At 67.0% G+C, this 7,732-nt stretch carries 7 protein-coding genes; 2 read left to right on the plus strand and 5 right to left on the minus strand.

Annotation, left to right across the window (positions count from 1 at the left end; all coding sequences use genetic code 11):
• The 3 genes from KDH83_RS28210 to tkt form a co-directional block, all read right to left on the minus strand.
• A partial coding sequence (locus KDH83_RS28210) for a phosphoglycerate kinase (protein WP_212321850.1) occupies positions 1–1,115 on the minus strand: 1,115 nt, incomplete at its 3' end.
• A gap of 95 nt (positions 1,116–1,210) precedes the next feature.
• Complete coding sequence (gap, locus tag KDH83_RS28215; RefSeq protein WP_103275844.1) at positions 1,211–2,221, minus strand: type I glyceraldehyde-3-phosphate dehydrogenase; 1,011 nt, start codon at positions 2,219–2,221, stop codon at positions 1,211–1,213.
• A 15-nt stretch (positions 2,222–2,236) separates the two neighbouring features.
• A complete protein-coding gene (gene tkt, locus KDH83_RS28220) occupies positions 2,237–4,273 on the minus strand; it encodes a transketolase (protein ID WP_212321852.1) in 2,037 nt (678 codons plus the stop codon).
• A gap of 227 nt (positions 4,274–4,500) precedes the next feature.
• Here tkt and KDH83_RS28225 point away from each other — a divergent pair, with 227 nt between their 5' ends.
• Both KDH83_RS28225 and KDH83_RS28230 read left to right on the plus strand, forming a co-directional pair.
• Positions 4,501–5,049 carry a hypothetical protein gene (locus KDH83_RS28225; RefSeq protein ID WP_212321854.1) on the plus strand — a complete coding sequence of 183 codons (549 nt, stop codon included), beginning with the start codon at positions 4,501–4,503 and terminating at the stop codon, positions 5,047–5,049.
• 82 nt (positions 5,050–5,131) lie between these two features.
• Positions 5,132–5,872, plus strand: a complete 741-nt coding sequence (locus KDH83_RS28230) for a 16S rRNA (uracil(1498)-N(3))-methyltransferase (RefSeq protein ID WP_212321856.1) — start codon at positions 5,132–5,134, stop codon at positions 5,870–5,872.
• A gap of 73 nt (positions 5,873–5,945) precedes the next feature.
• On the opposite strand, the gene KDH83_RS28235 is transcribed toward KDH83_RS28230, so the two are convergent.
• Together KDH83_RS28235 and KDH83_RS28240 are read right to left on the minus strand one after the other, a co-directional pair.
• Positions 5,946–6,416 (minus strand): barstar family protein, encoded by a 471-nt coding sequence (locus KDH83_RS28235; protein WP_103275848.1) that lies wholly within the window; start codon positions 6,414–6,416, stop codon positions 5,946–5,948.
• Positions 6,413–7,642 carry a patatin-like phospholipase family protein gene (locus tag KDH83_RS28240; protein WP_249205413.1) on the minus strand — a complete coding sequence of 410 codons (1,230 nt, stop codon included), beginning with the start codon at positions 7,640–7,642 and terminating at the stop codon, positions 6,413–6,415. The genes KDH83_RS28235 and KDH83_RS28240 overlap by 4 nt, the downstream gene beginning before the upstream one ends.
• Between the last annotated feature and the right edge of the window lie 90 nt (positions 7,643–7,732).

Below are 7,732 nucleotides of genomic sequence, written 5' to 3' on the forward strand. Positions count from 1 at the left end.
GTGGAGATGTAGCCCACCTGCTCGCCGATGCCGTACTTGGCGATGGCGGCCAGCGTGTCGCCGCCGCCGGCGATCGAAAAGCCGGCCGAACCGGCGATGGCGCGGGCCACCACTTCGGTGCCATTGGCGAACTGGTCGAACTCGAACACGCCGACCGGGCCGTTCCAGACGATGGTGCCGGCCTGCTTCAGGATCTCGGCCAACTGCGCCGCGGTCTGCGGGCCGATGTCCAGGATCATGTCGTCGTCGGCCACGTCCTCGGCCGCCTTGACGGTCGCCTCGGCGTCGGCGCCGAAGGACTTGGCGCAGACCACGTCCACCGGGATCGGCACGTCGGCGCCGCGCTGCTTCATCAGCTCGATCACGGCGCGCGCCTGATCGACCTGGTCGGGCTCGGCCAGCGACTTGCCGATCGACAGTCCGGCGGCCAGCATGAAGGTGTTGGCGATGCCGCCGCCCACCACCAGCTGGTCGACCTTGTCAGCCAGCGATTGCAGGATGGACAGCTTGGTCGAGACCTTGGAGCCGCCGACGATGGCGACCAGCGGACGCTTGGGCTCATGCAGGGCGCGGCCCAGCGCGTCCAGCTCGGCTTCCAGCAGCGGACCCGCGCAAGCCACCGGCGCGAAGCGCGCGATGCCGTGCGTGGTGGCCTCGGCGCGGTGCGCCGTGCCGAAGGCGTCGTTGACGTAGACGTCGCACAACGCGGCCATCTTCCTGGCCAGCGCCTCGTCGTCCTTCTTCTCGCCGACGTTGACGCGGCAGTTTTCCAGCAGCACGACCTGACCGGCGTCGACCTTGACGCCATCGACCCAGTTCTGCACCAGCTGCACAGGCATGCCCAGCAGCTCGGACAGGCGCTGGCCGACCTTGGCCAGCGAATCGGCCTCGGTCAGCACGCCCTCTTTCGGGCGGCCCAGGTGGGACGTGACCATCACGGCCGCGCCGGCGTCCAGCGCCAGGCGGATGCCAGGCACGGAGGCGCGGATGCGGGTGTCTTCGGAAATGCGGCCGGCGTCGTCGAACGGCACGTTCAGGTCGGCGCGGATGAACACGCGCTTGCCGGACAGGGCGCCGGCCTTGGCCAGCGCGGACAGGGTTTGTACCTTGGGCATATGCTTTGCTTCCTAGAGTTGGCGAACAAAGGGGACGAACCCGCTTTCCGCCGTGGCGGAAAACCTGTTCGTCCCCTTCGATCCGACAGCGATGCTTACTTGGCCGACATCAGCGCGACGGTGGTGTCGAGCATGCGGTTCGAGAAGCCCCACTCGTTGTCGTACCAGGACGAGACCTTGACCAGGCGGCCCGAGACCTTGGTCAGCGACGCGTCGACGGTGCTGGAGGCCGGGTTGTGGTTGTAGTCCACCGAAACCAGGGGCTCGGTGTTGTAGTCCAGGATGCCCTTCAGCTCGCCTTCGGAGGCGGCCTTCAGGATGCTGTTCACTTCTTCGACGGTCGTGTCGCGCTTGGCCACGAAGGACAGGTCGACGATCGACACGTTGATGGTCGGGACGCGGATGGCGTAGCCGTCCAGCTTGCCGTTCAGTTCCGGCAGCACCAGGCCGACCGCGGCGGCGGCGCCGGTCTTGGTCGGGATCATGCTCATGGTGGCCGAACGGGCGCGGCGCAGGTCTTCGTGGTAGACGTCGGTCAGGACCTGGTCGTTGGTGTAGGCGTGGACCGTGGTCATCAGGCCGTTTTCCAGGCCCAGCTTGTCGTTCAGCGGCTTGACCAGCGGGGCCAGGCAGTTGGTGGTGCACGACGCGTTCGAGATGACGGTGTCGGTGGCCTTCAGCACGCCGTGGTTGACGCCGTAGACGACGGTGGCGTCAACGTCCTTGCCGCCGGGAGCCGAGATGATGACCTTCTTGGCGCCGCCCTTGATGTGCGCGCCGGCCTTTTCCTTGGTCGTGAAGAAGCCCGTGCACTCCAGCACCACGTCGACCTTCAGCTCGCCCCAGGGCAGCTCGGCCGGATTACGGTTGGCCAGCACGCGGATCTTGTCGCCATTGACCACCATGTAGTCGCCGTCGACTTCGACGGTGCCCGGGAACTTGCCGTGGGCGGTGTCGTAGCGGGTCAGGTGGGCGTTGGTCTTGGGATCGCCCAGGTCGTTGATGGCGACGATTTCGATATCGTGCTTCTTGCCACCTTCGTAGTGGGCACGCAGGATGTTGCGGCCGATGCGACCGTAACCGTTGATGGCGACGCGAATGGTCATGACTAGGCTCCTTTTTTACAGAACTTGCTTGACGGTCTCGGCCACCTTGTCGGCGGTCAGCCCGAAGAACTTGAACAGCGCGCCGGCCGGGGCGGATTCGCCATAGCGGTCGATGCCGACCACGGCGCCTTCCAGGCCCACGTACTTGTGCCAGAAGGCGGTCACGCCGGCCTCGACGGCCACGCGCGGCAGGCCCTTGGGCAACACGGACTGCTTCCAGGCGGCGTCCTGCTTGTCGAACACGTCGGTGCTGGGCATGGAGACCACGCGAACGGCGACGCCGTCCTTGGCCAGCTGGGCCTGCGCGTCCAGCGCGATGGCGACTTCCGAACCGGTGGCGATGATGACGGCGCGGGCGCCTTCGGCGTCGCGCAGCACATAGCCGCCGCGGGCGATGGCGGCCACGGTGGCGGCATCGCGCTGCACGAAAGGCAGGTTCTGGCGCGACAGCAGCAGCGCGGTCGGGCCGCCGTCATGCACGTCCATGCCGATGCTGGTCGGACGCGTCACGGCGGCATTCCAGGCCACGGCGGTCTCGGCCGTGTCGCAGGGGCGCCAGAGCGACAGGTTGGGGATCAGGCGCAGGCTGGCGGCGTGCTCGATCGACTGGTGGGTCGGACCGTCCTCGCCCAGGCCGATGGAGTCGTGCGTGAACACGTGCACCACGCGCTGCTTCATCAGCGCCGCCATGCGGATGGCGTTGCGCGAGTAGTCGGAGAAGGTCAGGAAGGTGCCGCCGAACGGCAGGTAGCCGCCGTGCAGCGCCACGCCGTTCATGATGGCGGCCATGCCGAATTCGCGCACGCCGTAGTTGATGTGGCGGCCGAACTGGATGCCCTGTTCGCCGGCGCGGACGGCAGCGACGCCCTTCCAGTCAGTGAAGTTCGAGCCGGTCAGGTCGGCCGAGCCGCCCAGCATTTCGGGCAGCAGCGGGGCCAGGGCCGTGATGGCGAACTGCGAGGCCTTGCGGGTGGCGACGGTTTCGGCCTTTTCCAGCGTGGCGTCCAGGAACGCCTTGAACTGTTCGGCGTAGCCGGCGGGCATTTCACCCTTCATGCGGCGCTTGAATTCGGCGGCCTCGGCGGGGAATTCGGCGGCATAGGCGTCGAACGCCGATTGCCATTCGGCCTGGGTGGCGGCGCCCTGCTTGCGGCCGTCCCAGCCGTCGTAGATGGCTTGCGGGATCTGGAACGGTTCGGCCGACCAGCCCAGCGCGGCGCGGGTGGCGGCGATCTCGTCCTTGCCCAGCGGGGCGCCGTGCACGTTGTGCGTGCCGGCCATGTTGGGCGAGCCCTTGCCGATGACGGTGCGGCAGACGATCAGCGTCGGCTTGGCCGACTGCGAGCGGGCCTGCTTGATGGCGGCGTCCACCGCGGCGACGTCGTGGCCGTCGATGCCGCGGATCACGTTCCAGCCGTAGCCCTCGAAGCGCTTGGCGGTGTCGTCGGCGAACCAGTGCTCGACATGACCGTCGATGGAGATGCCGTTGTCGTCATACAGCACGACCAGCTTGCCCAGCTTCAGCGTGCCGGCCAGCGAGCAAACTTCGTGCGAGATGCCTTCCATCAGGCAGCCGTCGCCGGTGAAAGCGTAGGTGTGATGGTCGACGACGGTGTGGCCGGGCTTGTTGAATTCGGCCGCCAGCAGCGCCTCGGCCAGCGCCATGCCGACCGCGTTGCCCAGGCCCTGGCCCAGCGGGCCGGTGGTGGTTTCCACGCCCGGGGTGATGCCCACTTCGGGGTGGCCCGGCGTCTTGGAGTGCAGTTGGCGGAAGTTCTTCAGCTCTTCGATCGGCAGATCGTAGCCCGTCAGGTGCAGCAGGGCGTAGATCAGCATGGAGCCGTGGCCGTTGGACAGCACGAAGCGGTCGCGGTTGGCCCAGGCGGGATCCTTGGGATTGTGGCGCAGGTTACCGGCCCACAGGGCCTGGGCGATTTCCGCCATGCCCATCGGAGCGCCCGGATGCCCGGAATTCGCTTGTTGCACGGCATCCATCGCGAGGGCGCGGATGGCATCCGCCAAGGCAAGTTTAGGGGCGGTCGGATTGCTCATTCGAAAGGCTCTTTGATGCTGGCCGACCCATCGAGAAATAGGGGCCAGTTAAGTAGGTTGCGAAGCAAAAGATTTTAGCACCTGGGGATTTCCCCCCGCCCATAGGCCGGAAGAGCGAGGCGGAGCGCCGTTTTCACCCCTGTCAGAAACAACGTAGTTGCCACAATAGAGGGGAGCCGGTCCGACATTCAATATAGGCACTCTCGCCGCCCCTGGATCCCACTACGATGATCGCCATGCTCAATATCACGCTCCCCGCCAAGGGCTTCGTTGCCCTGCGCAACGCCCTGGGCGAAGCGCGCGCGATCGCGATCAGCCAGGCGCTGGACCAGGCGCAGGTCCGCGGCGAGGCCGAGCTGGCCGCGAAGATCCTGGCGGATGCCGAAGCCAGGTTGCAGCGCGCCCGCGCAGAAACGGCCGCAAGACTGCAAAAATTCCAGGAAGAATCCAACGCCAGGTTCGAGAAGAACCGTGAAGAATCAAATGCCAGGTTCGAGAAGGGCCGTGAAGAATCAGACGCCAAACTGGAGAGGTCCTGTGCGGAATTCCAGCAGGTGCACCGCGAGCTGCGCGAGCAGATCGCCCAACTGCCCAACCGCGAGGAACTCAAGCGCTTCGCCACCCACGCCGACTTGGCCGAACTACGCTCCCACGTGCTGCGCCTGGACAAGAAGATGACCATGGGCTTCCTGGCCCTGAGCGCGCTGCAGCTGGCGCCAAACGCCCCGCTGTTCCTGGAATGGGGCGCCAAAATGGTAGGCTACGCGCTTAAATAGGGCTTGCCTGCACTGACCCGCAGCATGGCGCCGGCATCCGCGCCGCAAGCCCCTGCTCCCGTCACGTCATTCTGCAACATTCATGTCCGACCCTCGCTTCTTCTGCGATGTCCCGCTAGCCCCCGGCGCCCGGATCGCCCTGCCCGAAGCCCTGGCCCATCACGCATTGCGCGTGCTGCGCCTGCGCCCCGGCGAAGCCATCGTCCTGTTCGACGGCAAGGGCGGCGAGTACCCGGCAGTGCTCGAAACGGAAGGCAAGACGGGATACGCCCAACTGGGGCCGTTCAACCCCAGGGAAGCGGAGCCAGCCGGCCGCATCACCCTGGTCCAGGGCCTGCCTTCGGGCGACAAGATGGACTGGGTGATCGAAAAGGCCGTGGAGCTGGGCGCGGTCCGCGTCGTCCCGGTGGCGGCCCAGCGCAGCGTGCTGCAACTGACCGGCCCCCGGCTGGAAAAGCGGGTGGCCCACTGGCAACGCATCGCCCAATCAGCCAGCGAGCAATGCGGCCGCAATCGCCTCATGAACGTGGACGCGCCGCAAACGCTGGCGCAATGGCTGGAGCAGCCGGCCGAGGGCCTGCGGCTGCTGTGCCATCCGGATGCCGACGACGATCTGGCGGGCGCCCTGGCCGCCCTGCGAAATCAGGACGGCACGCCGGCGCTGACCTTGCTGGTGGGTCCAGAGGGCGGCTGGTCCGACAAGGAACTCGATCAGGCACGGGCGGCCGGTGTACGGGCAGTCAGGTTCGGCCCCCGGGTGCTGCGCACGGAAACGGCTGGCCTGGCGCTGATCGCCGCCGCGGCAGCCCTGCTCGGCTGGTGACACCGGCCCTGCCCGGCGGGCAGGGATGGCGCGGGCATCATCGCCCCAGGACCGGAGCGGCCTTCCTTCAGTCTTATTCGTTGTCGCCGTAGGGCGCGGCGGCGACGCCAGGTTCGGGATCGGGATGACGACCCGCATGCTCGACCACATACGCAAAGATGCGGCCATTCTCGTGGGCAAACTCGGCCGCGTCGGCGCAGACGGCCTCGATCCGGGCAGCGTCCTCTTCCAGGGCGGGATCGCCGGAATGCAGCCGGTACAGCCACAGCACCACGCCGACCTTGTGATCCAGGACGGTATCGCACAGGCAATCGTAGAGCGCGTCCAGGTTGCCGCCGAAATATTCGGGGAAATCCACCGCCTTGACGATGGCGCGCAGCACGGCAGAGCGGCTGCGGGCCGGATCGCAATTCGCCACGAACAGCGCCAGGCCAAGCTCATGCGCGGCATCTACCACGGCCTTCTTGTCCAGCCCCTCGTCATGGGGCAAGGCGCCGCCGCGCCGCAACTGGCGCTGCAAGGTAGATTGGGCATTGCGCGTCATGCCTGTGCCTCCTCGAAAAAGGCGATAACTTCGCGATTACGCTGCATCGTATCGGCATAACCCAGTTCTATCAATCGCTTGGTGTAGCTGGATTCGAACAGCAGATACGACATCAGCGCGCCGCCCCCGGGCCGGCCTGGATCGGACGATACACCGAGTACGCGAAAAAGGGCACGGGCCTGCGCCGGCATGTCATCCAGGTGCTCCAGCGCCAGCAGATCGAGCGACCGGCTGGGCGTGATGCTCAAGACCCGGATCCGGCGCATGGTGCCGTCCTGGCCATCTGGAACGGCGTGCTCCATCAACTGGTTGATGCGCTCCAGCCGTTCGACGTCGGCCGACAGGCCGTCCAGGAAGATGCTGGACAGCGCATGGCCGCCCACCTGCGCCAGCGACGGGTACGGCGGCGTATCCTCGCGGTTCTCCGGATGGGTCTCGTCGCGGAATCCGGTTCCGACCACCAGCACCCGGTGGGCGCCCAGATGGATGGCCGGACTGATGGGCGCGAGCTGGCGCATGGAACCATCGCCGCACCATTCCCCTTTGCCGTGGACGTCGACACGGCGCGCGGGAAACACGAAGGGAATGGCCGATGAGGCCATCAGGTGGTCGATGCCGATGTCCGTGGGAATCGCCAGGCGCAGGTAGCGATGCCAGGGTTCGATGGGCCGGTGCGCCTGATAGAAGGTCAGGTGTTCGCCGCTGGTATAGCCTGATGCCGTGATGGCCAGCGCCGACAGCGAGCCCCGCTCCAGGTTGGACTGCAGGTTGCCGAAGTCCAGCACCCGGCCCAGCAAGGCCTGCAACGGGCTGTTGTCCAGCAGCGACTGGGGCCGCTTGCGCGTCAAGCCGGAATACATCCAGCCGAGCGACAACAGGCCCAGCCAGCGCACGCCGGTGCGGATCAGGCCGGGCGCGTCGGCCCGGTAGATCATGTCGGTGCTCAGCGAGGACCACAGGCGGCGCACCCGCCGCACCCCCAGGTGCGGACGGTCGGCACGGCAGGCCAGCGCGGCGGCGTTGATGGCGCCCGCCGAGGTGCCGCAGATGATGTCGAAGGGATTCTGGAAACGGGAGTGCCAATCCGGATCCAGCAGTTCCATGATGGCGCTGAGCACGCCGACCTGGTAGGCGGCGCGCGCGCCGCCCCCGGTCAGGACCAGTCCGGTCGGCGTGCGCGGGCACGCCGGGCCGGCGGGAGTGACTTCAACGCGGCGTATTGACATCGACCACTGTCATGGCGGTCATGTTGACGATGCGGCGCACGGGCGAGCTGGAGGTCAGGATGGGCACCGGCGCGTTCGCGCCCAGCAGGA

The sequence above is a fragment of the Achromobacter sp. Marseille-Q0513 genome (assembly GCF_018195695.1).
Lineage (GTDB): Bacteria > Pseudomonadota > Gammaproteobacteria > Burkholderiales > Burkholderiaceae_B > Achromobacter.

Coding starts and splice junctions, on each gene's coding strand:
- KDH83_RS28225 (WP_212321854.1), top strand. CDS start 4,501: ATGATCGCCATGCTCAATATCACGCTCCCCGCCAAGGGCTTCGTTGCC.
- KDH83_RS28230 (WP_212321856.1), top strand. CDS start 5,132: ATGTCCGACCCTCGCTTCTTCTGCGATGTCCCGCTAGCCCCCGGCGCC.
- KDH83_RS28235 (WP_103275848.1), bottom strand. CDS start 6,416: ATGACGCGCAATGCCCAATCTACCTTGCAGCGCCAGTTGCGGCGCGGC.
- KDH83_RS28240 (WP_249205413.1), bottom strand. CDS start 7,642: ATGTCAATACGCCGCGTTGAAGTCACTCCCGCCGGCCCGGCGTGCCCG.
- tkt (WP_212321852.1), bottom strand. CDS start 4,273: ATGAGCAATCCGACCGCCCCTAAACTTGCCTTGGCGGATGCCATCCGC.
- gap (WP_103275844.1), bottom strand. CDS start 2,221: ATGACCATTCGCGTCGCCATCAACGGTTACGGTCGCATCGGCCGCAAC.